General features: G+C 65.3%; 26 protein-coding genes and 1 tRNA gene. 11 read left to right on the forward strand and 16 right to left on the reverse strand.

The window, feature by feature from the left end:
- Positions 1-534, forward strand: coding sequence for a DUF2155 domain-containing protein (locus SJY12_RS12255; RefSeq protein ID WP_083437281.1), 534 nt, complete (start codon positions 1-3; stop codon positions 532-534).
- Here SJY12_RS12255 and aat read toward each other — a convergent pair.
- Complete coding sequence (gene aat / locus SJY12_RS12260; RefSeq protein WP_050599704.1) at positions 438-1121, reverse strand: leucyl/phenylalanyl-tRNA--protein transferase; 684 nt, start codon at positions 1119-1121, stop codon at positions 438-440. The two genes, SJY12_RS12255 and aat, sit on opposite strands and share 97 nt — an antisense overlap.
- Positions 1122-1206: 85 nt before the next feature.
- Here aat and SJY12_RS12265 point away from each other — a divergent pair.
- A tRNA-Trp gene (locus SJY12_RS12265) sits at positions 1207-1282 on the forward strand.
- A gap of 54 nt (positions 1283-1336) precedes the next feature.
- Positions 1337-2227 (forward strand): LOG family protein, encoded by an 891-nt coding sequence (locus SJY12_RS12270; protein WP_397505493.1) that lies wholly within the window; start codon positions 1337-1339, stop codon positions 2225-2227.
- On the opposite strand, the gene thiD is transcribed toward SJY12_RS12270, so the two are convergent.
- The 3 genes from thiD to glmM all read right to left on the reverse strand — a co-directional run bounded on the left by thiD (position 2209) and on the right by glmM (position 4666).
- The gene (gene thiD / locus SJY12_RS12275) at positions 2209-3039 is read right to left on the reverse strand and encodes a bifunctional hydroxymethylpyrimidine kinase/phosphomethylpyrimidine kinase (protein ID WP_397505494.1); all 831 of its coding nucleotides are present in this window, start codon (positions 3037-3039) and stop codon (positions 2209-2211) included. The genes SJY12_RS12270 and thiD overlap by 19 nt on opposite strands.
- Positions 3036-3260 carry a DUF1272 domain-containing protein gene (locus tag SJY12_RS12280; RefSeq protein ID WP_063506775.1) on the reverse strand — a complete coding sequence of 75 codons (225 nt, stop codon included), beginning with the start codon at positions 3258-3260 and terminating at the stop codon, positions 3036-3038. Before SJY12_RS12280 ends, thiD begins: the two co-directional genes overlap by 4 nt.
- Positions 3261-3328: 68 nt before the next feature.
- Positions 3329-4666 carry a phosphoglucosamine mutase gene (gene glmM / locus SJY12_RS12285; RefSeq protein WP_397505495.1) on the reverse strand — a complete coding sequence of 446 codons (1338 nt, stop codon included), beginning with the start codon at positions 4664-4666 and terminating at the stop codon, positions 3329-3331.
- Between the two features lie 174 nt (positions 4667-4840).
- On the opposite strand from glmM, the gene SJY12_RS12290 reads away from it, so the two are divergent.
- Entirely contained in the window at positions 4841-5452 is a 612-nt protein-coding gene (locus tag SJY12_RS12290) for a superoxide dismutase (protein ID WP_397505496.1), read from the forward strand.
- 55 nt (positions 5453-5507) lie between these two features.
- Here the strand turns inward: SJY12_RS12290 and SJY12_RS12295 are convergent, their stop codons facing one another.
- Genes SJY12_RS12295 through SJY12_RS12305 form a run of 3 tightly spaced genes read right to left on the reverse strand, consistent with a single transcriptional unit; the run spans position 5508 to position 7543 of the window.
- Positions 5508-6689, reverse strand: a complete 1182-nt coding sequence (locus tag SJY12_RS12295; RefSeq protein ID WP_397505497.1) for an AI-2E family transporter — start codon at positions 6687-6689, stop codon at positions 5508-5510.
- Positions 6690-6746: 57 nt separating this feature from the next.
- Entirely contained in the window at positions 6747-7352 is a 606-nt protein-coding gene (locus SJY12_RS12300; protein WP_050599697.1) for a sigma-70 family RNA polymerase sigma factor, read from the reverse strand.
- Positions 7352-7543, reverse strand: a complete 192-nt coding sequence (locus SJY12_RS12305; protein WP_082835656.1) for a NepR family anti-sigma factor — start codon at positions 7541-7543, stop codon at positions 7352-7354. Before SJY12_RS12305 ends, SJY12_RS12300 begins: the two co-directional genes overlap by 1 nt.
- A gap of 263 nt (positions 7544-7806) precedes the next feature.
- Here SJY12_RS12305 and SJY12_RS12310 point away from each other — a divergent pair, with 263 nt between their 5' ends.
- On the forward strand, positions 7807-9411 hold the full coding sequence (locus SJY12_RS12310; protein ID WP_228135210.1) for a CHASE domain-containing protein: 1605 nt from the start codon (positions 7807-7809) through the stop codon (positions 9409-9411).
- Positions 9412-9603: 192 nt separating this feature from the next.
- Here SJY12_RS12310 and SJY12_RS12315 read toward each other — a convergent pair whose 3' ends face one another.
- On the reverse strand, positions 9604-10395 hold the full coding sequence (locus SJY12_RS12315; RefSeq protein ID WP_397505498.1) for a response regulator: 792 nt from the start codon (positions 10393-10395) through the stop codon (positions 9604-9606).
- A gap of 238 nt (positions 10396-10633) precedes the next feature.
- On the opposite strand from SJY12_RS12315, the gene SJY12_RS12320 reads away from it, so the two are divergent.
- Complete coding sequence (locus SJY12_RS12320; protein WP_397505499.1) at positions 10634-11413, forward strand: Crp/Fnr family transcriptional regulator; 780 nt, start codon at positions 10634-10636, stop codon at positions 11411-11413.
- 116 nt (positions 11414-11529) lie between these two features.
- Here SJY12_RS12320 and SJY12_RS12325 read toward each other — a convergent pair whose 3' ends face one another.
- Positions 11530-11973 carry a response regulator gene (locus SJY12_RS12325; RefSeq protein WP_397505500.1) on the reverse strand — a complete coding sequence of 148 codons (444 nt, stop codon included), beginning with the start codon at positions 11971-11973 and terminating at the stop codon, positions 11530-11532.
- 111 nt (positions 11974-12084) lie between these two features.
- Entirely contained in the window at positions 12085-13245 is a 1161-nt protein-coding gene (locus SJY12_RS12330; protein WP_397505501.1) for an N-acetyltransferase, read from the reverse strand.
- A gap of 148 nt (positions 13246-13393) precedes the next feature.
- On the opposite strand from SJY12_RS12330, the gene SJY12_RS12335 reads away from it, so the two are divergent.
- Positions 13394-14491, forward strand: coding sequence for a fatty acid desaturase family protein (locus SJY12_RS12335; RefSeq protein ID WP_397505502.1), 1098 nt, complete (start codon positions 13394-13396; stop codon positions 14489-14491).
- A 60-nt stretch (positions 14492-14551) separates the two neighbouring features.
- On the opposite strand, the gene SJY12_RS12340 is transcribed toward SJY12_RS12335, so the two are convergent.
- From SJY12_RS12340 to SJY12_RS12365, 6 genes are all read right to left on the reverse strand, one after another.
- Positions 14552-15070, reverse strand: coding sequence for a GNAT family N-acetyltransferase (locus tag SJY12_RS12340; RefSeq protein WP_397505503.1), 519 nt, complete (start codon positions 15068-15070; stop codon positions 14552-14554).
- Positions 15067-16164, reverse strand: coding sequence for an LPS export ABC transporter permease LptG (gene lptG / locus SJY12_RS12345; RefSeq protein ID WP_397505504.1), 1098 nt, complete (start codon positions 16162-16164; stop codon positions 15067-15069). Before lptG ends, SJY12_RS12340 begins: the two co-directional genes overlap by 4 nt.
- Positions 16165-16173: 9 nt before the next feature.
- Positions 16174-17394 (reverse strand): LptF/LptG family permease, encoded by a 1221-nt coding sequence (locus SJY12_RS12350; RefSeq protein WP_160767539.1) that lies wholly within the window; start codon positions 17392-17394, stop codon positions 16174-16176.
- A 95-nt stretch (positions 17395-17489) separates the two neighbouring features.
- Positions 17490-17852: an ATP-dependent Clp protease adapter ClpS gene (gene clpS, locus SJY12_RS12355; protein WP_050599689.1), complete on the reverse strand. Its 363-nt coding sequence runs from the start codon at positions 17850-17852 to the stop codon at positions 17490-17492.
- Between the two features lie 212 nt (positions 17853-18064).
- Positions 18065-18802: a phasin family protein gene (locus SJY12_RS12360; protein ID WP_230833224.1), complete on the reverse strand. Its 738-nt coding sequence runs from the start codon at positions 18800-18802 to the stop codon at positions 18065-18067.
- 106 nt (positions 18803-18908) lie between these two features.
- On the reverse strand, positions 18909-20774 hold the full coding sequence (locus SJY12_RS12365) for a PHA/PHB synthase family protein (protein WP_397505505.1): 1866 nt from the start codon (positions 20772-20774) through the stop codon (positions 18909-18911).
- Positions 20775-20909: 135 nt separating this feature from the next.
- Between SJY12_RS12365 and SJY12_RS12370 the strand changes: the two genes are divergently transcribed.
- The 4 genes from SJY12_RS12370 (at position 20910) to SJY12_RS12385 (ending at position 24560) form a co-directional block, all read left to right on the forward strand.
- Positions 20910-22097, forward strand: a complete 1188-nt coding sequence (locus tag SJY12_RS12370) for an LL-diaminopimelate aminotransferase (RefSeq protein ID WP_050599773.1) — start codon at positions 20910-20912, stop codon at positions 22095-22097.
- Between the two features lie 106 nt (positions 22098-22203).
- Complete coding sequence (locus tag SJY12_RS12375) at positions 22204-22872, forward strand: winged helix-turn-helix domain-containing protein (RefSeq protein WP_397505506.1); 669 nt, start codon at positions 22204-22206, stop codon at positions 22870-22872.
- Positions 22873-22961: 89 nt separating this feature from the next.
- Positions 22962-23759 (forward strand): crotonase/enoyl-CoA hydratase family protein, encoded by a 798-nt coding sequence (locus SJY12_RS12380; protein ID WP_397506710.1) that lies wholly within the window; start codon positions 22962-22964, stop codon positions 23757-23759.
- A gap of 69 nt (positions 23760-23828) precedes the next feature.
- A complete protein-coding gene (locus SJY12_RS12385) occupies positions 23829-24560 on the forward strand; it encodes a hypothetical protein (RefSeq protein ID WP_397505507.1) in 732 nt (243 codons plus the stop codon).
- Positions 24561-24773 lie beyond the last annotated feature (213 nt).

Below are 24773 nucleotides of genomic sequence, written 5' to 3' on the forward strand. Positions count from 1 at the left end.
ATGCGCGGGGCGCTTGCCCTCCTGGCCATGGCGGCGATTGCCTCGGGCTGCGAGCAGCAGGCCGAAGCGCCCGAAGAAGCCGTCGCCACCGACATTCCCGAAGAGCTGCAGCAGGACGCGCTGCCGGTGCAGCCTGCCGCCGAAGCGGGAATCGGCACGCCGATGGCGGAACGCGTCGCCACGCTCGGCCTGCTCAACAAGCGCAACAATGTCAGCCGCGATCTCGAATTGCAGCCCGGCGACCAGCAGCGCGTGGGCGACGTGATCGTCCGCCTGCAGGCCTGCGAGCGCACGGCGCCGTGGGAAATGCCGAGCGAAACCGGGGCCTTCGTCCAGTTGCTGGTCAAGGAACGCGGGACTGAGGACCAGTTCCGCAAGGTGTTCTCGGGCTGGCTGTTCAAGAACTCGCCGAGCCTGAACGTGGTCGAACACCCGATCTACGACGTGTGGGTCAAGGAATGCACGATGGCCTTCCCGGGCGAGGAAGATGCGCCGAACCCGGCCACCACTGCAGGTAGCGACGCCGCGGCCTGACCGCCGGCTTGCGCCACCGCCGCCATGTATTGCGCTTGCGGCAGCGGAACCGCGCCCATCCGGCCCAGATGCTCGGTCATGAACTGACAGTCCAGCACGGCATAGCCCGCCTCGCGCAATGCCGCGACCAGCCACGCCAGCGCCACCTTGCTGGCATCGGATGTGCGGCTGAACATGCTTTCCCCGCAGAACACGCGGTCGAACGCCACGCCGTACAGCCCGCCGACCAGCTCGCCGTCCTGCCAGCATTCGATCGAATGAGCGTGACCGGCCCTGTGCAGCGCGTTGTAGCTCGCTTCGACGCGGTGGCTGATCCAGCTCTCGGCGTGCTCTTCGCGCGGCAGGGCGCATTGGGCGATCACGGCGGCGAAGGCGTGATCGCAGGTCACGCGGAAGCGGTCCTGCCGCAGCGTCTTTCGCAGGCTCTTCGACATGCGGAATCCGCCAAGCGGAATGATCGCGCGCTCGCGCGGCTCTACCCAGTAGACTTCGGGGTCGTCCCGGTGGTCGGCCATGGGGAATACCCCGCCGCGATAGGCGCGCAGCAGCAATTCGACCGGAATCAGCGAGAGGTTGGGGGCATGCATCGCGCTGCGCTCTACCACTTCCCGATTGCCAGCGATATCCGCCTTGCCAAGTAGGGATGGGCATACTAATGCGCGCCCTTCCTGCAGGGGTGTAGCTCAGCTGGTAGAGCATCGGTCTCCAAAACCGAGGGCCACGGGTTCGAATCCTGTCACCCCTGCCATTTCCTTTTCGCGGTGACTTGTCGTTGGCTCGCGCGCGCCCTATCGGGCAGCGCATGACAGAAGACGAAAAGCGCCGGCGCGGCATCGAAGACCGCAAGTTTTACGCTGCCGAACAGGAAGCCCGGTTCGAGAAACAGGGCCTCGAATTGCACACTCCCCAGACCGAGCATCCAAGCTACAAACTTGCGTTCCAGGACAAGGACTTCCTGCTGCGCGAGGAACTGCGCCCGGTGCGCTTCCAGCTCGAACTGCTCAAGCCTGAAATGGTCCTCGACGAGGCCGGGGTGGGCTCGACGCTGGTGATGTATGGCAGCGCGCGCATTCCGCCTCCCGAAGCGGCGGAAACCGCGCTCGAAGGCGCGAAGGACCTGCCCGAGGAAGAGCGCAAGGTCGTCGAGAGCCTGGTCGCCAAGTCGAAATATTACGAGGAAGCGCGCAAGCTGGCCAAGCTGGCGACCGAGAAGTCGATCATCGAGAACGGCAAGCGCCAGTTCGTCGTGTGCTCGGGCGGCGGTCCGTCGATCATGGAAGCGGCCAATCGCGGTGCCAGCGAGGCGGGCGGCGAATCGATCGGCCTCAACATCATCCTGCCGCACGAACAGGCGCCCAACCAGTATGTGACGCCCTACCTGTCGCTCAACTTCCATTATTTCGCGCTGCGCAAAATGCACTTCCTGCTGCGCGCGCGCGCGGTTGCGGTGTTCCCCGGCGGGTTCGGCACGTTCGACGAATTCTTCGAACTGCTGACCCTAATCCAGACGGGCAAGATGAAGCCCATCCCGATCCTGCTGTTCGGCAAGGATTTCTGGTCGCGCGTCGTCAATTTCGAGGCGATTGCCGAAGAAGGCACGATCTCGAAGAAGGATCTCGACCTGTTCCGCTGGTGCGAAACCGCGGACGAGGCGTGGGAATATCTGTGCGACTTCTACGATCTGGGCTGCTGATCGCGTTCGCCCCGGTTGCGGACCGCGTGATGGCCCAGCGGGCCTGACCCGTCGCCGAAACCGGGCGCGTTCTCGATCGCGGCATAGGTGAACGCGCGGGCGATCCGGATCGCGTGGGTCAGTGGCTGCCGGTGCCCCAGCAGCGTGGCCAGCGCGGCAGACAGGGTGCAGCCGGTGCCATGCGTATGGCGCGTGTCGAGGCGGGTATGCGCGAAGCTGGCGAATTTCCCCGAAGGCGAGGCGATCCGGTCGACCACCTGCGTTTCGTCGCCGCCGTGGCCGCCCTTGGCCAGCACCTGGACGCCATGGCGTTCGGCCAGCGCGTGGGCCGCATCGAACATCTCATCGTCGGCAAGCGGACCGCGACCGGCCAGTATCTCGAGTTCGGGCTTATTGGGGGTGACGATGGTGGCGATGTCCATCAACGCGGCGAACCCGGCGATCGTCTCATCGTCGGCCAGCACCGATCCGCTGGTTGCCACCATGACGGGGTCGAACACGATCGGGCCGGCGAAGGTGTCGAGCCGCTCGGCCAGCAGCCGGGCAGTTTCGGGGGAACCGAGCATGCCGATCTTGATCGCATCGGCGCCGATGTCGGACAGGCAGCTTGCCACCTGATCGAACACGAAGTGGGGCGGCAGCGGTTCGACACCCTGGACGCCGCGCGTATTCTGCGCGGTGATCGCGGTCAGCGCCGTCATCGCATAACCGCCCAGCATGGTGATGGTCTTGATATCCGCCTGGATACCCGCGCCGCCCGAACTGTCGGAGCCCGCGATGGACAGGATGCGGGGAGGCGGCGCGTCGCTCACGCGGCAGCCTTTCGCTTGGTGGCAGGCGGGAATTTTTCGTGCAGCTTCCTGGCCCGGGTCGGGCGGTCCATCAGTTCGCCACCGCAATTGGGGCACAGATCGTCCAGCTCGTTCGCGCAATCGGCGCAGAAAGTGCATTCGAAACTGCAGATGAAAGCGCCGGGATCCTGCGCGGGCAGGTCGGTTCCGCAACGCTCGCAATCGGGTCTCATGTCCAGCATGGCTTGCTCCGTTTCCGCCCTTGCAATGTGCGGCGGTTCAATTTGTCGATGGTGCGCGCGGCGAGGCGTCAGGACGCCGCCCGCACGGCATCGCAGATCCGGTCGACCAGCAACTCGACCTGGGCGGCATCGTCGCCTTCGGCCATCACCCGGATAACCGGTTCGGTGCCCGACGGGCGGATGACCAGCCGTCCGTTGCCCCCCAGTTCGCGTTCGGCCTCGGCGATCGCCTGCTGGACGCTGTCCTGCTCGAGCGGCGCCCCGTCATCATAGCGCACGTTCTTGAGCAATTGCGGCACCGGTTCGAAGAGCCGCAGCAATTCGCTCGCGCGCTTGCCCGAACGCACCAGGCCGGTCAGCACGCTCAGCGCCGCGACCGTGCCGTTGCCGGTGGTGGCGTGATCGAACAGGATCATGTGCCCCGACTGTTCCCCGCCGACGTTGAAGCCGCCGCTGCGCATGCGTTCGAGCACGTGCCGGTCCCCCACCTGCGTCCGTTCGAGCGTCAGCCCGATGCCCGCAAGATAGCGTTCGAGACCCAGGTTCGACATCACCGTGGCAACCACGCCGCCGCCGGTCAGCTTGCCGCGTTCGTGCAGCCGGGTGGCGATTGCCGCCATGATCTGGTCCCCGTCGACCGTCTCGCCCTTCTCATCGATGACGATGAGGCGGTCGGCGTCGCCATCCAGCGCGATACCGATATCGGCGCCTTCGGCGACCACGCGCGCCTTGATCGCCGCGAGCGAGGTCGAGCCCACGCCGTCGTTGATATTGGTCCCGTCGGGCTCCACCCCCATGGCGATCACTTCGGCGCCCAGTTCCCAGATCGCGCCCGGGGTGACCTCGTAGGCGGCGCCATTGGCGCAATCGACCACCACCTTCAGCCCATCGAAGCGCACGTCGCTGCCGATCGATTGCTTGACCGCGTGCATATAGCGCCCGCGGGCATCCTCGATCCGCCGGGCGCGGCCGATATGGCCGGGCTCGACGAGCTGCGGCTGCTCTTCGAGCAGCGCCTCGATCGAGGCCTCCGCCTCGTCGGACAGCTTGAAGCCATCGGGACCGAACAGCTTGATGCCATTGTCCTCGAACGGATTGTGGCTGGCCGAAATCATCACGCCCAGATCGGCGCGCATCTCGCGGGTCAGCATCGCGATAGCAGGGGTGGGCAGCGGCCCGGTCATGACCACATCCATGCCGACGCTGGTGAAGCCCGCCACCAGCGCGCTTTCCATCATGTAGCCCGACAGCCGCGTATCCTTGCCGATCACCACGCGGTGGCGATGGTCGCCGCGCAGGAAATGCGTGCCTGCCGCCTGGCCGACGCGCATCGCAGTTGCGGCAGTCATCACCCCGCTATTGGTGCGTCCGCGGATTCCGTCAGTGCCGAAGAACTTGCGAGCCATAGATGGTCAAACTCCCTTGTGTCGGGGCCCCAATGGCGCGGTTGCCCGAGAAATAAAAGGCCAGCGCCCCTCTTTTCGCGTGCTATATTGCCGCTATGTGCAACCACGCGCTTACAGGGGCGTTAGGGACGCGAGTACGAAATTTGTTCACACCAACCCAAGAGGGGACATTCCATGGCTTTTGAGCTGATCGACCTGCCTTACGACGACACTGCGCTGGAACCTGCGGTTTCGGCCAAGACGCTCTCGTATCACCACGGCAAGCACCACAAGGCCTATCTCGACAAGACCAACAAGGCGATCGAGGGCACCGCCCACGAAGGCAAGAAGCTGGAAGAGGTGGTTGCCGCCGCGCGCGATAGCGACCAGGGCCTGTTCAACAATTCGGCGCAGAGCTGGAACCACGGCTTCTACTGGCACTCGATGGCGCCGGAAGAAACCAGCCCGTCGGACGAGCTCAAGAGCATGATCGACGATGTCTTCGGCTCGGTCGACGGCGTGAAGGAAAAGCTCGCCGAACGCGGTGCGGGCCACTTCGCCAGCGGCTGGGTCTGGCTCGCCGTGAAGGACGGCAAGCTGACGATCGAGGAAACGCATGACGGCAACACGCTGGCCGATCTCGACGGGGTGAACCCGCTGCTCGTGATCGACCTGTGGGAACACGCCTATTACCTCGATCACCAGAACGCGCGCCCGGCCTATCTCGAGGCGGTCAATGGCAAGCTCAACTGGAGCTTCGCGAGCGAAAACCTCGCGCGCGGTACGACCTGGGAATATCCCTGCTAAGCGTCAGGAACCCGACGATTTCGAAACCCGTCGCTAGCAATGGCGGCGGGTTATTTTACTGCTGCGCGGCAGTTTCGGCGGTCTCGGCTTCGCCGAACAGATCGGTCGCGAACAGCGGTTCGCCGAAGATGAACCCGACCAGATTGGGGCGTCCGATATGGTCGAACAGCGCAGTCAGCATCAACAGGATGGGGACCGAGAGCAAGGCCCCGAACACGCCCCAGATCCAGGTGAAATAGGACAGCGCGATCAGGATCAGCACCGGGTTCATGGTGAAGCGCGCGCCCAGGATCGACGGGGTGACGAGATTGGCTTCGACCGTGTGCAGCGCCAGATAGGCGGCCGCCGGGACGAGGCCCAGCACCACTGTATCGGCGGTGCCGATGCCGAACAGGCCGAGCAACGCGACCATCACGATCGGTCCGACATAGGGCAGGAAATTGAGCAGCGCCGCCAGCCCGCCCCACATGATCGGGGCATCGACCCCCAGCGCCCAGGCGCCGAGCGCCACGACCACGCCGACCATGGCATTGATCGACCCCACCGTAAGGATATAGGCGGCGACCCGGTCCTGCACTTCGCGGATCACGCGCGCGGCCTTGATGCTGGTGCCGAAGCTGGCGCGGCCGAACAGCAGCCGCTGGCGCAGTCGCACGCGCGCCTCGATCATGAAATAGGCCATCAGCAGCGTCAGGATCGTCTCGAGGATCAGGCTTGGCGTGGCAAAGGCCACCTGTTCGAGCAGGCTGGGTGCGGCCAGCACCACTTCGCGGGTGCCGTCAGTGTTCATCAGCGCGGCGAGCTGTTCGTTGAGCGTGGCGATCCAGGCGAAGCGCTCGCGCAATTCGCCGAAGCGCGCCATCACGCCCTGCGCCATTGCTGGCACGTCGTCGAACAGCGCGACGGCCGGCTGCAGGATCAGTGCCAGCGCCAGCAGCAGGATGGCGAAGAAGAACATGAGCGCCGCAAGCGAGGCGAGCGCATTGGGCAGGCCCCAGCCGTTGAGCTTGTCGGCCAGCGGCGAAAGGATCACCGTCAGCACCAGTGCGGTAACCACTGGCAGGAACACCACCGAACCGATCGACAGCACGAAGGGCAGGGCGAGGAACAGGCCCAGCCCGATCAGCAGCACCAGCGACGAGATCAGCCGCAATTCCTGTTCGGCGAAGGCGTGCCTGCTCGACCGGCGGCGCGGCGCCGGTGACACGGTTTCCTCGGGCGGCTTGGTCTCGCTCATCGGCGCTTATCTGCCTCGCATGGCGATTGGTGACAAGCGGCGCGGTCGCGACGGTTGCTAGCTGCGGCTGCTGCCCATGCCGGAGGCCACATCGTCGAGTTCCTGCAGGATCGCGCGGTGCGCTGCGCTGTCGCTGATCGAACGCTTCGGAATGTTGCCATCCGCCAGCATCGCATTGAGCGCGGCGCGCGCACGGCCCACCCTGCTCTTGATCGTGCCAACCGCGCAGTCGCAGATTGTCGCAGCCTCCTCGTAGGAAAACCCTCCGGCGCCAACCAGCAGCAGCGCTTCGCGCCGTTCGGGCGGCAGCGTCAGCAGCGCCCGGTGCATGTCGGACAGGTGGATCGGTTCTTCCTGTCCCGCCGGTGCGGTCAGGACGCGCTCGGCGACGGTCTCGTCATATTCGCCGCGAAAGCGGTTGCGGCGCATGTCGGTGAGATAGGCATTGCGCAGGATCACGAAGGTCCATGCGCGCATGCTGGTGCCGGGCTGGAAGCGCTCCTGCGCCGCCCATGCCTTGAGCAGCGTTTCCTGGACCAGATCGTCGGCCATGTCGGCGCGTCCGCACAGGCCGCGCGCGAAAGCGCGCAGGTGGGGGACGACCTCGGTCAGTTCCCGTTTGAAGTCGGCTTTGTCCGCTGCCGTCCGTTCGTGGTCCGACATCAGTCCTTTACATCCAGCTTGTCGAGCAGGTCCTGGAAACTGTCGGGGAGGGGCTCTTCAACCACGGAGTCATAGAGTTGGCGCAGGCCGTTCGCCCAATCCGGATCCTGTTCCTTCCCCGGAGCAGATGGATGTGGCGGCGGCCCGCCAGCGGGCGCCCGCTGCGGAGTGTTCGGCGTATCTGAGCTCATGGCTTGAAGACTGCTACCCTTTTCGTATGTCACCGGCAGGATGCCCTACCGGCATCTTTCGATCCCGCAATGTGCTTCGCACAACGCATGGGACGATGTCGAGTTCCCTTGCTTTGTGCAATGGAACAATTAGGCCCCCGCGGCATAGTAAGCGTTACTATGGGACCAGGCAAACCGTCAGGGGCAGGAAGCTGGTAAGCGAAGAACTCCAACGCAAAGGGCGCCGCAGGCGTTGGCTGATCGACTATCCGCGCGGAATCCCGGTGCTGATCTTCGTCCTGGTCACCGCCATAACCGTGCTCAGCGTCTTCGCGATCGAGCGCGGCGAGGCGCAGCGCGATGCCGCGGATGTCGCGCGCAAGGCGCAGGCGATGACTTCGGCGATCGAACGCCGTGCCTATACCAGTTCGGCCTACCTGCGTGCCGGCGCCGCGCTGCTGTCGACGCAGGACGAGATCACGCCCGAACTGTTTCGCCGCTTCGTTTCCGAATTGCGGCTGGATGCCAATTACCGCGGGGCAGAGGGGATCGGCTGGGCCCCGGTCGTCACTGCGGCCGAACTGCCTGAATTCGAAGCCCGGCTGAGCCGCAGCCGCGTGGAAGAACAGCGGGTGTCGCCGAGCCTGGCCGAACAGCCGCGCGACATGCTCACTCCGATTCTCTACCTGCAGCCGGATACAGTGCGCAATCGCCGCGCACTCGGCTACGACATGTATTCGGAACCCATCCGCCGGGCCGCGATGGATCTGGCGGGGGCGAACGATCGGCCCACCGCCAGCGGGCCGATCGTCTTGCAGCAGGAAGGCGACAGCGAGGCTGCAGGCTTCCTCATTTACATGCCGGTGTTCGAAGGGCTGAGCAGTACGCGCGAACTCAAGGGCTTCATCTACAGTCCGTTCAATGCCTCGCAATTCCTCAGCTCGGCCAGCGAACTGGTCAGTTACGAGGCGGTCGGGGCGCGCTTGCTCGATACGGATGCCACGGCGGAGGTCGCGATCGCGCATAGCAACAGCTGGATCGAGGGGCGCCCCACGATTACCCGCGAACTCAGCCTCGCCAACCGGTCGATGCTGCTCGAAGTGCAGTCCGCACGCGAGGAAGGTTTGTCGGCCATGTCGATGATCACGCTGCTGTTCGGGCTGGCGGTCGCCAGCCTGCTGATGCTCGTGGCCCGCCTGCTGACCCAGCAGACGCTCGAGGATCGCCGCGCGATCAGCTGGTTCGAGGAACAGAACTCGATCCGCAACTCGCTGACGCGCGAGCTCAACCACCGGGTCAAGAACACGCTCGCAAATGTCCTTTCGATCGTATCGCTGACGCGGCGCCGGTCGCAGGACCTCGACGAATTCGCCGAAGGTCTCGACGGCCGCATCCGCGCGCTGTCGGCCACGCACGACCTGCTGACCCAGTCCGAATGGGGCACCACGCCGATCCGTTCGGTGGTCGAGGTCGAGCTCGCACCCTATGCGCGCGACCAGGACCATTCGCTCGATCTGGTGGGGCCGCATACCGAGCTGGCGCCCAATGATGCGCTGTCGCTGGGGCTCGCGATCCACGAACTGGCGACCAATGCGGCCAAGTTCGGTTCGCTCAGCGTCCCCGGGGGCGAGGTCGCGGTGCATTGGAGCCAGGTCAACGACACGCTGGCGAAAATCGAATGGATCGAAAGCAACGGGCCGCCGGTGGACAAGCCGCGCCGCCGCGGTTTCGGCACCGATCTGATCGAGAAGATCGTCGCGCATGAACTGCGCCACCCGGTCGAGCTCGATTTCTGCCCCGAAGGGGTGCGGTGCACGCTGCTGGTACCGGTGCGCGAACCGAGCGAGTTCGAACTGCGCCGCAAGGGTCCCGCGGCGGTCGGGCGCTAACAGCACGGGTTTCGCGGCCGCAAGACCCCGCGCCGACCTCTCGCAACTACATCAATTGATCCGAGAAAAACGCGGCCCGATCGCGCCGCGTCGGTGCCGACCGCATCGGCACGGTGCAGCCTTCGCACTGCAGGCAAAGAAAAACCCGGGCCGCAGGGACCCGGGCTTTCAAAAACCGATTGCCGGCGGGGGTTAGCCCAGCGGGCGGCTCGAGCCGAAGAACAGCGCTTGGCTGATCGCGGCACGAACGGTCTGTTCCTGGAACGGCTTGGTCACGAGATAGGTCGGCTCGGGACGGTCGCCGGTCAGCAAGCGTTCGGGATAGGCGGTTATGAAGATCACCGGCACGCTGCTGATCGCAAGGATATCATCGACAGCATCGAGGCCCGAGGACCCGTCCGCCAGCTGGATATCCGCCAGCACCAGGCCGGGCGTCTTCTGCGCCACGACTTCCTGTGCCTGCGTGCGCGTGGCAGCGGTGCCGCAGACTTCATGGCCGAGCGAGGTCACGAGGTCTTCGAGCTGCATCGAGATGAGCGGTTCGTCCTCGATGATCAGCACACTGGTCGACAACTCGCGGTCGATTTCCGAAACCGCTTCCTGGGCCAGCCGCTCGATATCCTCGGCCGACATGTCCATGATTTCGCCCGCCTGGTCGGACGAGAAGTCCTCCAGCGTGGTCAGCAGCAGCGCTTGCCGGTTCAGCGGGGTTACCGATTTCAGCCGGTCCTGCGCCGCATTCTCATGCGTGTTGTCGCCGACGGCTTCGGGCACTTCCATATAAGCGCTCGACCAGACCTTGTTGAACGCCCGGTACAGCGGGACGCGGCCGCCTTCGAGCGATTCCTTGAGTTCGCTGTCAGCCAGTGCGGCTTCCAGCGTGGCACGTACGAATGCGTCTCCCGTGGCCTGCGAACCGGTCAGTGCGCGCGCATAGCGGCGCAGGTACGGCAGGTTACGAGCAATTTGATCACCAAGCGACATTTAGACCCCTTCCTTAAGGTGCGCGCTTCTAACGTCCCGATGGGGGTTAGGTTCCTTGGGCCGATGCCGCAACCCGCAGGTTTGACATCCATGCCGTTTCAGGCCCATTCCGGGTGCTGGGGATTGCCTGTCGAGGACTGCCGCGTTGCAAGAAATTGCCGATCCGATTGCCTGTGTCGAGTGTCCGCTCCAGTCCTGTCCGGGACTGCGGCCGCTCGAGCCGAACCAATTATCCTACATGCAGCGGTTCAAGGACGGCGAACTTGCGCTGCAGCGCGGCGATATCCTGATCGAGGAAGGCGCGTCGCATCGCCGCCTGTTTACCTTGCTCGACGGCGTGCTCATTCGCTCGCGTGCGCTCGAGGACGGGCGCCGGCAGATCCTCAATTTCATGTTCCCCGGCGATCTGGTCGGCTTGCAAAGCGCCTTCGACCAACCGGCAACCCATACGATCGAGGCGCTGATCGACGCGCGCCTGTGCCGTTTCCGTCGCGCCGATTTCGCCGATCTCATCGCGCAGCACCCGGCGCTGGGCTACGACATCACCTGGCTGGCGGCTAAGGAAGAAACCGCGCTCGAAGGCCATATCGTTTCGCTGGGACAACGCAGTGCGCGCGAACGGGTGACCTATCTCGCGGTCTGGCTGCTCGACCGGGCGCAAGCGACCTGTCTCGCCGATCATCACAATACGCTCGCGCTGCCGATCACGCAGGCGCAGATCGCGGACATGCTCGGGCTGTCGCTGGTGCATACCAACCGCACGCTGCGCCAGCTCGCGCGCGAAGGGCTGGTGGACTGGCAGTCGCGACGGATCCACGTGCCCGATCTCGACCACGCCGCCGACTATGCGCAGTTCGAGCGCAAACAGGGCGGTGGGCGCCCATACATTCTGATTGTTTTTGCTTCGGAATGTCATTTTAGGCAAAAAATTTCACCCCGCTTGGGAACCCAGTTTCTGGCGGCGCGTATTCCTTATGTCACCGCCGAGACCCCCCCTCCCGTCCAAAGCGGCTGGTGATACGATCCCGAAAGGCCTCCGTTGCACGGCAACGGAGGCCTTTTTTCTGTCCGGCGTAGTTTCGGCAGGGTTTGTGATCCGGAACGCGCGCCTTGATCCGGCGCGTGCGGCCGCGTCTATCGCAGCGCGCCGCGCAGCCGCGAGATGATCCCGCGCGGCTTCGCCTGGCGCAGCACGGCAATCAGTTCCTGCGCGTCGTAAGGCTTCTCGAGCGTGCAGCCCAGCGCGGCGATGTCCGCCGGAATGTCCTGCGGGGCGCCGGTCGAAAAGATGATCTGGGGGCTGTCGGCGCCCAGCGTGCGCACCAGTTCGGCAATCGCCCAGCCGTCGTCGCGATCGGCCAGGTGGACGTCGAGCACGATCGCTTCGGGACGCCCGTCGCGCAGGTGCTGCATGGCTTCTTCTGTCGACGCGCACAGCGCCACCCGGGCCACGCCTGCATCGAGCAGCGCCTGCTCGATCGTCATGCCGAGCACGGCGTCATCCTCGACGACCAGCACGTGGCCGGGCAGTTTAGCGGGGGCGGCCGTCTCGGGGTGCTGCGTCATCGTCTCTCGCATGGCTGGCGACACGGGCGCCGCTTTCGGCTGTCCAACGGGAGGCGGCCGGGCGCAGTTCCCGGCCCGCGCGCATTGCCGCCGGGCCGTGGCGCAATTGCGACAATCCCGCGGTCAGGAGGCAAGCGAGCGTTCGTAAATCGCATATTCGCGGTTGACCGTGCTGCCAATCGCATCAGCAATTGCCTTCATCCCCTGGTTGTCGTCGAGGATCCAGCCGATCTCCGCGCGCTTGGTCTGGTATTCGGCGATCGCCACCTCGCGGATCTGGCTGATCATCATGAAGGCCAGCTGGCTGGCGAGCCGCGAATTGTGCAGTTCGCGGCGCACCCCCATCAGCGGAACGCGCATGCCCGCACCGCTCGGCTTGCGCATCCAGCGCAGCAGGCGGAGCCAGCCCAGCGGCCACAGCCTGCCGTTCACCTTGCGCAGCACATCGTTGATGTCAGGCAGGGTCAGCATGAAGGCCACCGGCTTGCCGTCGACCTCGGCGATCAAATTGATCTGCGGATGGATGATCGGCTTCAGCTTCTTGCCCGCATAGGCGATCTCGGCATTGGTGAAGGGGATGAAGCCCCAATTGTTCGACCATGCATCGTTGAGGATGGCGAGGATGGTCTCGACCTCCTCGTCCCACCGCGACAGGTCGACCGGGCGCAGGCTGATCCGCTCGTTGCGCTGGCCCGACTGGACGATCCGGCAAATCAGCGGCGGGAACCCCACCGTCACGTCGAGATCGTAGGTCAGCAGCGTCTTGGCGCGCGCATAGCCCGCGCTTTCGATCCAGTGCTGGTAGATTTCGGAATGGTGCCCCATCATGATCATCGGCGCGTGATCCTGTCCGCTTACCAGCAGGCCCGGCTCTTCCCAGATCGACATCGAAATCGGCCCGATCGCGCGGTCCATGCCCTGGCCGCGCAGCCAGTCCTCCGCCGCGCGCAGCAGCGCATGCGCCACCGTTTCATCGGCGGCGTCGAAATAGCCGAACATGCCGGCACCCGGGCCGAAACCCTGCTGGCGCGGCAATTCCAGCGCGAGGCGGTCGATATGCGCCGAGATCCGGCCGACCACCGCGTCGCCGCGCCGGGCCACGAACAGCTGGTGTGCGGCATGGCCGAAAAAGGGGTTCTTGGCAGGATCGACCAGTTCGAGCTGTTCGCCCCGCAATTGCGGCACCGCATGCGGCTCGCGCGATGCGAAGCGGCGGCCCGTATCGACGAAAAGGGCACGGCCCCGCTTGCCTTCGACCGGATCGATCACCACTTCACCATTCATTCGCGCACACCTCGTTCAGCTTGGATTAGCCCTGTGTGCGCTAGCTGATCTTTGTCAAGGAACCGCACCGCGCCGATCACTATGATCGCAACCCATCGCTGTAATGCGGGTGCGTTTTCGGCTAAGGGCCGCTCCAGGATACCAGACCATGAATGTTCAACAGACACAGATTTCGCCTGCCGATACCCTTTCGCGTCGCGAGGCGGGAAGCGGCTGGCATGCGCAAATCCCCGACGACAAGGCCATGCTGCGCGCCGCGCGCGACCTGACCAAGGATATCTCCGCCCACCGCGCGGACATCTACTGGGCTGACATGATCGTTTCGGCGCTGGTCGGCTATGGCGCGCTGGCGGGCGCGATCCTGACCGGCAGCCTGCCGCTGGCAATCGCGCTGGGCGTGGTTTCGGTGCTCGCGCTCTACCGCGCGCTGCTGTTCATCCACGAGATCTCGCATTTCCGTAACGGGGCGCTGCCAGGCTTCCGCACCGCTTGGAACGCATTGGTCGGCGTGCCGATGCTCACTCCGTCGTTCATGTATGAAGGCGTGCACACGCTGCATCACAAGCGCACGCAATACGGCACGATCGAGGATCCCGAATACCTCCCGCTGGCGCTGATGAAGCCGTGGAGCCTGCCCGCATTCGTGCTGATCGCGCTGCTCGCACCGGTCGCGCTGCTGCTGCGCTTCGCCGTGCTGGTCCCGCTGGGCGCGATTATCCCGCCGGTTCGCCGGCTGACCTGGCAGCGGCTGAGCGCGCTGGCGATCAATCCCGATTTCCGTCGCCGCAATCCCGAAGGCGACCTGCGCCGCCGGGTGCTGCTGCAGGAAGCGGGCGGCATGCTGTGGAGCTGGGCGCTGATCGGCAGCGTCTTCGCGTTCGGCTGGAAGCCGCTGCTCGTCGCGCTCGCGGTTGCCTCGGTGGTCGCGCTGCTCAACCAGCTGCGCACTCTGGTGGCGCATCTGTGGGAGAACGAGGGCGAGGCCATGACCGTCACCGCGCAGTTCCTCGACAGCGTCAACGTGCCGCCCCCGGGCCGGATCGCCGAACTGTGGGCGCCCGTCGGCCTGCGCTATCATGCGCTGCATCACCTGATGCCGTCGATGCCCTATCACTCGCTGCCCGAAGCGCACCGTCGGCTGGTGGCCGAGCTGGCAACCGATTCCAGCTACCACGGCGCCAACCATGCCGGGATGGGCGTGCTGGTATCGCGCATCGCAAGCAACACGATGCGCCCGCGCGGCTGAGGCATTCGCGCTTGTGCCGCTGGTCCTGCGGGGCCGGCGGCGCATCGCCGCAGCCGCCGCTCAGTCGATAAACCTGATCATCGCGATACGGCGCTCCGCGGGCAGGCCCGCAGCGATCTCGGCGTCGAGCTCGCTTGCCAGTCGCGGGTGCGCGGCCAGGTCCCCGACCTCGACGAAGCCGATCCGCGCATAAAAGGGGGCATTCCACGCGACATCGCGGAAAGTGGTCAGCGTGGCTGCCCGAAATCCGCCATTGCCCGCATCGATCAGGCAGGCGCGCAGCAGTACCGCGCCGATCCCTTGTCCCTGCCAGCGGGGCAGCACGTCCATCTCCTGAATATGCACTTCGCGCCCGCACGGCCTTGCCGCAAGGAAGCCGACGATGCCGCCCTGCGCCTCGGCGACGAGGCAGTGCCCGCGGGCGATCAGGCGGCGATGCTCATCCGCAGGGATCACGCGCGCCGGGTCGATCGCGGCGCTGTCGGGGTCGTCGGCGAAAGCCGTGGCCGCCTCGCGTTCGATGCCGGGGAGCGCCTCGGCATCTTCGGGGCGCGCCAGCCGGATCGAGAACGCGCTCATTCCTCGGTGCGGATCAGCACCGTCTCGCCGATCAGCAGGAACAGGAAGAACGGTGCCCAGGCGGCAAGGAAGGGCGGGTATCCGCCGAAGCTGCCCATTGCGAGCGCGGCATTGTCGACCACGAAATAGGCGAAGCCCAGCGCCATGCCGATCACCGCGCGGACGAACAATTGCCCCGACCGGGCCAGGCCGAACGCCGCCACCGCGCCAAGCAGCGGCATCAGGAAAGCGGACAGCGGGCCCGATATCTTGTGCCACCATTTCGCGCGCAATTCGGCCGTCGGCCTCCCCGCGCGTTCGAATTCCGCAATCGAGCGGGTCAGTGTCCAGAAGGGTTCGGCATCGGGGTCGATCTTGGCAAGATCGATCTGATCGGGAGTCAGCGCTTCGCCCACCAACAGCGTATCGGGGGTGTCGGTCACTGCGTTCTGCACTCCGAAGCGCGTGACGCCCGACAGCTGCCAGCCCGGCGCGGCATAGCGCGCTTCCTCGGCCTCGACCTGCTCGGTGATCATGCCGTCGGCATTGCGTTCGTACCAGGTGACCTGGCGCATCACGATGCCCTCGCCCGACCCGGCGAGATAGCCGGCCGTCAGGATGTTGCCGTTGTCGTTGAGGTAGATATTGGTGCGCACGCGCTCCTCTTCGGGGATCGGCCCGTATTCGACCGCTTCCCACGCCTTGAGCGTCTCGGTCGCCTGGGTGACCACGCGCTCGTTGAAGGCGAAGGTGGCCACCGACACCAGCCCCGCGGTCAGCAGCAGCGGGGCCAGCACCTGATGCGCCGACAGCCCCGCCGCCTTCATGGCGATGACCTCGCTGTTCTGGTTGAGCGTGACCAGCGTGATCAGCGTGGCGAGCAGCACCGAATAGGGCAGGAAACGCGATACCAGCTGCGGGATGCGCAGCCCCGCATAGGTGAGCAATTCGCCCTGGCCATTGCCTTCCACCGCCAGGATCTCGCCGCTGCTCGACAGCAGGTCGAGCATCATCAGAACCAGCACGAGGACGAACAGCATTGCCGCGATCCGCGCGACGAACATCTTCGCGAGGTACAGCGTCAGCGTGCGCGAGGGGAAGAAATCGAGCTGCATGGGTTCCCGCTATTCGGCTGCTGCCAGGTCGATCTTGAGCCGTCGACGGCGGAATACGCGGCCGACGCGCTTGGCCAGCTTGTCGAACCAGATTTCGAGCGCACCGATCGCCTGCCCGCCGGGGACGTAGGCGACCCGCCAATACATCCACACGATCAGCGCGGCGAACAGGAAGAACGGCCCCCACAGCGCCAGGATCGGATCGACGCGGCCCAGCGCGGCGACGTCTTCGCCATACTGGTTCACCTTGTGATAGGCGACCACCATCACGATCGACAGGAACACGCCCAGCGCGCTGCTCGAACGTTTGGGCGGCACGCCGAGCGCCACGGCCAGCAGCGGCATCAGTGCCATCATCACCACTTCGACCAGCCGGAAGTTGAAGCTTGCCTGGCTGGCGTCGCGCTGGGCTTCGGGGCGTTCGTCGCTCCACCCGATGCGCAGCAGTTCGGGCAGGATGTATTCGCGTTCGGCATCGCCGCGCGCGCGAAATTCCTCCACCGCGGGCAGGTCGATCGGCAGGTCGTGGCGCGTGAAGGTCAGCACACGCGGCGTCTGGCTGCCGGTGTCCTGCACGATCGTGCCATCGGTCAGTCGCAGGATGATCGTATCGGGGCTGTCGGTGGTGGCGAGGAAGGCGCCTTCCTTCGCGGAGATCGACAGCACCTGGCCGCGGTCGTTCGCGACGCGGGCGAAAATCCCCTTCAGGCGGCGGCCGTCGTCCTCGCTTTCCTCGATCCGCAGCGCCATGCGATCGGCCAGCGTGGTAAATTCGCCCACCTTGATCGAGGCGCCGAGCGCGCCCGAGCGCAGCTCATATTCCATCTGCTCGTAATAATAGCGGCTGACCGGCTGGATGAAGAACACCAGCGCGACATTGACCATCATCAGCACGGCGGTGATGGCGAACGGGACGCGCAGCAGGCGGCCATAGCCGAGCCCGACCGCGTGGAAGACGTCGAGTTCGCTGGTCGTCGCCAGCTTTCGGAAGGCAAGCAGGATGCCCAGCAGCAGGCCCAGCGGAATGGCGAGGCTGGCATATTCGGGCACCAGCGCGATCAGCATCTTGAACACGACGCCCACCGGGCCGCCTTCGACCGCGACGAAATCGAACAGCCGCAGCATCTTGTCGAGCACGAGCAGCGACGCGGCGATGGCAAACACCGCCAGCATCGGCACGGTCACGAGCCGGAAGATGTATCGATCGATGCTGGGCAGGAATTTGAGCAAGGGGCCGCCGGTCAATTGTCTCCGCGCCAGCCCCTAGCGCGCTTTTGCCTGCAGGTCATGCCCCTTGTGCGGACGGGCCGCGCGGCGTCGCCGGTTCAGGCCTTCTCCAGCGTGCATTGCAGCGGGTGCTGGTTCTGCCGAGCGAAGTCCATCACCTGGTGGACCTTGGTTTCGGCAACCTCGTAGGGGAAGATCCCGCAGACCCCGACACCCTTCTGGTGGACGTGGAGCATCACGCGGGTGGCTTCCTCCATGTCCATCTTGAAGAAGCGTTTCAGGACGATGACCACGAATTCCATCGGCGTGTAATCGTCATTGAGCAGCAGCACCTTGTACTGGCTGGGCTTCTTGGGCTTGGCGCGGGTCTTGGTGGCAATGCCGACCTGACCGTCGCCCTCGCGCGAATCGTCGTCCTCACCGGCAGCGCGGATGGGGGTAAGGGGGGGAATCTCGGCCATTGCTGAACCCATTATCGTAACGCTTGGGCAAATCGCAAGGCACGAGCGGTGAGCCCGTGCCTGTGCGCGCCCGCTGGGCCGCACGGATGCAGCCTGTGCGGCAGACGGAAAAAAGGGCCGGATGGCAAAACCATCCGGCCCACGGTGTCCAATTCGCCGGGCGAGGGAGAGAGGAGAGAGTGCCCGGTGGAATTGAAGCTGGAAATTCGGCCTCAGGCGGCCTTGCCGACCTTTTCGGCGGCCAGGCTCATGCGGTTCGACATCGGCGCGAACGCCTCGTTGACCAGCTTGAGCATGGCTTCGGTGTTCTTCGACGCAGTCGAGACCATGGCATCGAAATTGCGGCGGGCGATTTCGCCCTGCAGTTCGAAGAGCTCGGTCGGCGACTTGATCGCGGTGAACTTCTTCATGTCTTCCTGCACGGTCTCGGCAGCCGACTTGGCTTCTTCCGCATAGCTGCGACCCATGTCCTGCATGCCCGAAGCGAGGATCTTGCCCGATTCGACCACGGCCTCGAGATTGCCCTTCTGGAATTCGGCGGCTTCCTTGGTCATTGCAGTGCCCTTTTCGTAGGCGGCCTTGACGCGGGTCTGCATGTCGGCAGCCATGTTCTGCGCCTTGGCGGTGTAATCGGTGGTGTTAGCGGTCTTGGCAGTAGCCATGATGGTGTCCTTCAACTGGGAGATCGGGGCGGTCTTGGCGAGCGCCGCAGCCGGCGCCGCGGGAGTGGCCTGCTTCGCCGCCGGCGCTGCTTTGCGCCGGGCGGTCTTGGGTGCGGCCTTTTTCGTCGCGGCTTTCTTCGGCTTTTTCGCAACGCTGGCGGGGCCGGCATCGGCTTCCACGGCCTTGGCGATGGCCGCGGTGCTTACTGCATCGCTTGCCGGCGCAGCCGCAGGCTCGGTCGAAACCGTGGCAGTCGCCTTGGCGCTCTTGTTCTGGCTGTCACCCATCGGGAACCTCGCTATGTTGCAGTGCACAAAATAGGCACTGCAGCCGCGAAGTCAAGGATATTTTGTGCACTGCACAATAAAGCGCGACTGCGCCGGGCGGGGCCGGTTATCGCGCCGCGACGTAGCGTCCCGGCGCATCCTCGATCACTCGGTCTCCGCGGCCGCCGGGCTTGCGCTTGCCTTTCGCGGCCACCGTGGCGGGATCCTGTTCGCGCAGCCATTCGATCCAGTCGGGCCACCAGCTGCCGGGATGCTCCTGCGCACCGTCGCGGAATTCGGCCAGGGTGCGCGGCGATCCCGTATTGGTCCAGTACTGGTACTTGCCCGAGCCCGGGGGATTGACCACGCCCGCGATATGGCCCGATCCCGCCAGCACGAATTTCAGCGGGCCGGCAAAATGGTCGGTAATCCGCCAGACACTTTCGGCGGGCGCGATGTGGTCTTCCTTGCCCGCCTGGACGTAGGTCGGGGTCTCGACCAGGCCGAGATCGATCGGCGTGCCGTCGGCGCTCAGCGCATCGGGTTCGACCAGCCGGTTGTCGCGGTAGAAATCGCGCAGATATTGTTCATGCCACTTGGCGGGCAGGTTGGTGACGTCGCCATTCCAGTGAAGCAGGTCGAAGGCCGGGTAATCCTCGCCCAGCAGGTAATTGTTGACCACGTAGTTCCAGATCAGGTCGGTGCCGCGCAGCAAGTTGAAGGTCGCCGCCATGTAACGCCCGTCGAGATAGCCTTCGGGGGTCAGGCCCTTGATCGCCGCCAGCTGCTGGTCGTCGACGAAGTTGCGCAGCTCGCCCGCCTTCTCGAAATCGACCTGCGCGGTGAAGAAGGTCGCGCTCCTGACCTTGTCTTGCTCGCCGCGGCGGTGCAGCACCGCCAGCGTCCCCGCCAGCGTCGTTCCGGCCACGCAATAGCCGATCGCGTGGACCGCCGGCACGTCCAGCCGCGCACGGATATGGTCGATCGCGTCGATTTGCGCGCGCACGTAATCGTCCCACACCACGTCTTTCATGCTGGCATCGGCCGATTTCCAGCTGACCATGAACACGGTGACGCCCTGTTCGACCGCCCAGCGCACGAAGCTTTTCCGGGCGTTGAGGTCGAGGATGTAGAACCGGTTTATCCATGGCGGGAAGATGACCAGCGGCGTCGCCAGCACCGTGTCGGTCGTCGGCGTGTACTGGATCAGCTGGTAGAGCGGGGTCTCGTGCACCACCTTGCCCGGCGTCACCGCGATGTTCTCGCCCAGCGTGAAAGCGCTCGCGTCGGTATGCGACAATTGCCCGCGCCTGAGATCGGCGAGCAGGTGTTCCATCCCCGTGACGAGGTTTTCGCCCTGCGTTTCCAGCGTGCGTTCCATCACCACCGGGTTGAGCAGCGGGAAATTGGCCGGGCTGGCCGCATCGGTCATCGTCCGCGTGGTGAACCGCAATTGTTCGCGCTTGTCGTCGGACAGCCCGTCGATCCGGTCGACCATTTCGGCCACGCGCTCGGCCAGGAACAGATAGGTCTGGTGGATCAGCGCATAGGCGGGATGCGCGCGCCAGCGCGGGTCGGCGAAACGGCGGTCGCGGCGCGGCATGTCGGCGGCGTCCCGGGCCTCTTCCTGCCCGCCGGCGCCCAGTCCGTATTGCGCCAGCACCTGCTGCCACACCTCCATCCCTTCCTGCCACAGCGCCTGCTGCTGTGCGGGATCGGCCAGCGGCATCTGGCGGTACCAGTCCTGCGCCAGCCCCATCCACCGCGCCGGGTCCATCCACGGCACCAGCGCCTGCGGATCGGCCAGTTGCTCGGCCTGGTATTCCAGCCACATCGTCTGCAGCTTCGTCCCGACCTCGGCCCAGTGGCGCATGTCCTCCGCCGACAGCGGGTTGCCCCCCGCCGCCTCGGCCATCGGCGCGAACAGCGCGCGGGCGAATTTCGCCGGCGCTTCGAAAAGGTTGGTGAAGGGGTCGGGGCCGTCGTCGGTCATCATCGCTCCTGCCTGGTGCCAAGCGCCTGTTGGGGTCGCAATAGGATATTCCGCCTCCGCATGCACGCGCGCCGATTGCACCGGGGAGGTGAATAGGTAATCAGTGTGACTCGCCTACAGCCCGAAAGAGCCATGATGTCCGACGAATTCTACCGTATCAAGCGCCTGCCGCCCTATGTCATCGCCGAGGTCAACGCGATGCGGCACGAGGCGCGGCGCGCGGGGCGCGACATCATCGATCTCGGCATGGGCAATCCGGACCACCCGCCGCCGCAGCACGTGATCGACAAATTGTGCGAGGTCGCGGCCAAGCCGGGCGCGCATGGCTATTCGCAGTCCAAGGGCATTCCCGGGCTGCGCAAGGCGCAGGCGAACTATTACGGCCGCCGCTTCAACGTCGATCTCGATCCCGATCGCGAAGTGGTGGTGACGATGGGCTCGAAGGAAGGCCTGTCGTCGATGGCCACCGCGATTACCGCGCCGGGCGACGTGATCCTCGCGCCGAGCCCGTCCTATCCGATCCACACCTTCGGCTTCATCATCGCCGGGGCGACCATCCGCAGCGTGCCGACCACGCCCGACGAGCGCTATTGGCGCGCGCTCGAGAACGCGATGGACTACACCGTACCGCGGCCGACCGTGCTGGTGGTCAACTATCCCAGCAACCCGACTGCCGAAACGGTCGACCTCGCGTTCTACGAACGGTTGGTCGCCTGGGCGAAGGAGAACCGGGTCTGGGTGCTGTCCGACCTCGCCTATTCGGAACTCTATTACGACGGCAAGCCGACCCGCTCGATCCTCGAGGTCCCGGGGGCGAAGGATGTCGCGGTGGAATTCACCTCGATGTCGAAAACCTATTCGATGGCCGGCTGGCGGATGGGCTTCGCGGTCGGCAACCCGACGCTGATCTCCGCGCTGACGCGGGTGAAGTCCTATCTCGACTACGGCGCCTTCACCCCCATCCAGGCGGCCGCCTGCGCCGCGCTCAACGGGCCGCAGGACGTGGTCGAGGAAAACCGCGCGCGCTACCAGAGCCGCCGCGACGTGATGGTCGAAAGCTTCGCCCGCGCCGGGTGGGATATCCCCACGCCGCCCGCCAGCATGTTCGCCTGGGCCAAGCTGCCGCCCGGTTTCGAGGAGATGGGCAGCCTCGAATTTTCCAAGCAATTGCTCGAACATGCCGATGTCGCGGTCGCGGCCGGGGTCGGCTATGGCGAGGAGGGCGAAGGCCATGTCCGCATTGCCATGGTAGAGAACGAGCAGCGCATTCGCCAGGCAGCGCGCAATGTGAAGCGCTTCCTCGCCGACCACGCGGGGCGCTGATGCGGCTGTTGCATCCGGATCGGTAGCATTTCCGCGTCCGGGCGGTTCTCAAACCTCGGTTTTTACTTAGTCTCCGGCCCGCATCGGAAAACCGAGGGGTCGCTTGATGAGGGGCGCGACATTCGCATGGCTGTCGACCAGCCCGGCTGTCCCGGTCCGATGGGATCTGGGCCATGCCGGCTGGTCGATGGAACACGCACCGGATGCCGCCAGCGCATCCGCGGCGCTGCCGGGCGTGCTCGACTGGCGGGCCGCCAGCCGGCTGCGTGACTGGCATGAGCTTACGGGACGCAGCCGGATCGTCGCGGTGGGGGTCGATAGCCCGCGGGAACGCGCGCGCTTGCTCGATGCCGGGCTGGGCGATGCGCTCTCCAGCCACGTCGCCTTCGTCGAGCTCGGCGTGCGGCTGGCGCGGCTGCGCCACGGCGAAAGCTCGCTCCCACGGTCGATGCGGGCGGGGCCGGTGACGCTCGACCTGTTCCACCGCGACGGGCGGCTCGATGGCCGCTGGCTGGGGCTGCATCCGCGCGAATTCGGCCTGCTCTGGCGGCTCGCCGAAGCGCGCGGCATGCCGATCACCCGCCGCCAGCTGCTGCGCGATGTGTGGCGGATCGAGCATCCGCCCGAAACCAACTCGCTCGCCGTGCATGTCTCGCGGCTCCGGGCCAAGCTGGCGGTTTCCGCCTGCAGCTGGCTGGTGGAAACGCATCCGCAAGGCGGCTACCGGCTGGCGGCCCGGCCCGCGGCCATTCCCTGCGAGGCGCAATGCGCCTGACCGGCCGTGCCGCTGCCGGCACGCGGCAACTGGACATGGCCCGCCCGATGGGTACCAAGGGGCGCACAGTTGCGGAGAGAGGTTTCAGCATGCAGTTCAACGATCGCGTTTCCATCGACCTGGCCGATAATGGCGTGGCGCAGGTCCGCTTCACTCGCGGCAACAAGATGAACGCGCTCGATCCCGCTCAATTCGACGCGGTGATCGCCGCGGGCGAAGCGCTGCGCACGATGAAAGGGCTGCGCGTCGCCGTGCTGTCGGGCGAGGGGCGCGCCTTTTGCGCCGGGCTCGACACTGCCAGCTTCGGCGGCAACGGCGGCGGATCGTCCAAGCTTGCCGAACGCGGCTATGGCAATGCCAACCGCGCACAGGAAGCCGCGATGACCTGGCGCAAATGCCCCGTGCCGGTGATTGCCGCAGTGCACGGCGTGTGCTTCGGCGGCGGGCTGCAGATCGCCAGCGGCGCCGATATCCGGGTGGTGCACCCGCAGACGCGCATGGCGGTGATGGAAATGAAATGGGGCCTCGTGCCCGACATGGGCGGCTATGCCCTGTGGCGCGGGCTGGTGCGCGACGACGTGCTGCGCGAACTGACCTACACCAACCGCGAATTCATCGGCGAGGAAGCGCTCCAGCTCGGTCTCGCCACCATGCTCGACGACGATCCGCACGCCCGCGCCACCGCGCTGGCCGAAACCATCGCCAACAAGAACCCCGAAGCGATCCGCGGCGCCAAGCGCCTGTTCCGCGTGATGCATGAAGAGGGCGAGGATGCGATCCTGCTGGCCGAGAGCGAGGAACAAGACGCCATCATGCGCCAGCCCAACCAGATCGAGGCAGTCATGGCCGAAATGCAGAAACGCGCGCCGGTGTTCAAGGACGTGTGACCGGGCCTTGGCCTTGGCTGATTGCGCGCGTTAACATAGCAATGAGGATCTGCGCCTAAGCACGCTGGTATGCAGCAATTCGGCCAAATCACTCGCCGCCTGTCCGGATGGGTCATGCTCTGCCTTGCACTGGCAGTCGCGGGGTGTTCACTCACCGATCAGACGCCAGTCTATCGCTATCGGCTGACCGTGGAGGTCGATACGCCCGATGGGGTGAAGACCGGATCGAGCGTGATCGAGGTGGATACCGAGGTAGCGGGTGAATATTCGATCCCGACACCCGGGCGGGTTACCAATCGCGTACGCGGCGAAGCGGTGTCGGTCGATCTCGGCGAGGGGCGGGTGTTGTTCGCACTGCTGCGTTCGGAAGCCGACATCGATTGGGCAGGACGGGTAATGTACCGCCTTTCTCCGCAATACGCCGGCGAAAATGCTCTTCGGGACGGATATCGGAACATGCTGCGGCACCGGCCGGAAAGGACCGTGCCGCGACATTTTTCGCGCGCCGACCAGGTGAATAAACGCTCGGCCTATCCGATGCTGGTCACTTTTGGCGACCTCGACGATCCTGCCAGCGTCGAACGAGTGGATCCCGACGATCTGGCCGCGACATTCGGAGAAGGGGTCCGCCTCAAGCGCATCACTGTGCAGATCACCGACGATCCGGTTACGAGCGGGATTGAGCAACGGTTGGGATGGTTGGGCAACATCAGGGAAATGAATCTCTCCAATGAGGACTTCCCAGAAGATTTTCCCGTTGGTGATTTTAGTGGGCTCTTCCAAAAGGATACAATGAGGTGAAATGGAATGTTTTATCTCGTTGGTCGCCTTTGATAGCTGCAATCGCGGTTTTGGATTAGATACCGATAAGTTGGCTAATCGGCTCGGCTAACATCCCAGCGCTCGCCACCATATCCTACCGCCGCACCCACCAATCACCCCGCCCGCGGGATAGCGCAGGCCGAAGCGTAGCCCAGGCCGCGCGTGATCGCGGGGAACAGCCTGCCGCCGGCT

This window comes from Qipengyuania sp. R86523, from assembly GCF_044596365.1.
In the GTDB taxonomy this organism is placed as follows: domain Bacteria; phylum Pseudomonadota; class Alphaproteobacteria; order Sphingomonadales; family Sphingomonadaceae; genus Qipengyuania; species Qipengyuania citrea.